Source organism: Undibacterium sp. Ji83W, assembly GCF_049340385.1.
In the GTDB taxonomy this organism is placed as follows: Bacteria; Pseudomonadota; Gammaproteobacteria; order Burkholderiales; family Burkholderiaceae_D; genus Undibacterium.
This window is the reverse complement of sequence record NZ_JBMPOZ010000080.1, coordinates 1-284: the sequence shown is the minus strand read 5'-3', so window position 1 is coordinate 284 and position 284 is coordinate 1. Positions and strand designations below refer to the sequence as shown.

Below are 284 nucleotides of genomic sequence, written 5' to 3'. Positions count from 1 at the left end.
CAGGCTCGCTGCCCAAGTCTATGCCGACAAAACTGCGCATGGAGATTGATTCGTACAAGGCTTCTTCCACAGCCGGGTCAGACAGATTGAACCATTGCTGCAGGAAATAAATTCGAAGCATACGCTCCACACCTACTGGTGGACGTCCGTTACCAGCCTTCGGATAATGGGGGGCAATCAGGTTGCACAGCATTGACCAGGGCACGACCTGATTCATCTCGGATAGAAATACTGCTCGCTTCGTCGTCTTGGCGTAGCGTTCAAAGCCTCCTTGGGCAAATGTA

General features: G+C 52.1%; 1 protein-coding gene. It reads right to left on the bottom strand.

Going from position 1 to position 284, the window contains the following annotated elements; genetic code table 11:
- On the bottom strand, positions 1-284 hold a 284-nt coding region (locus tag ACO0LD_RS31830), incomplete at both ends, for a transposase (protein WP_423013550.1).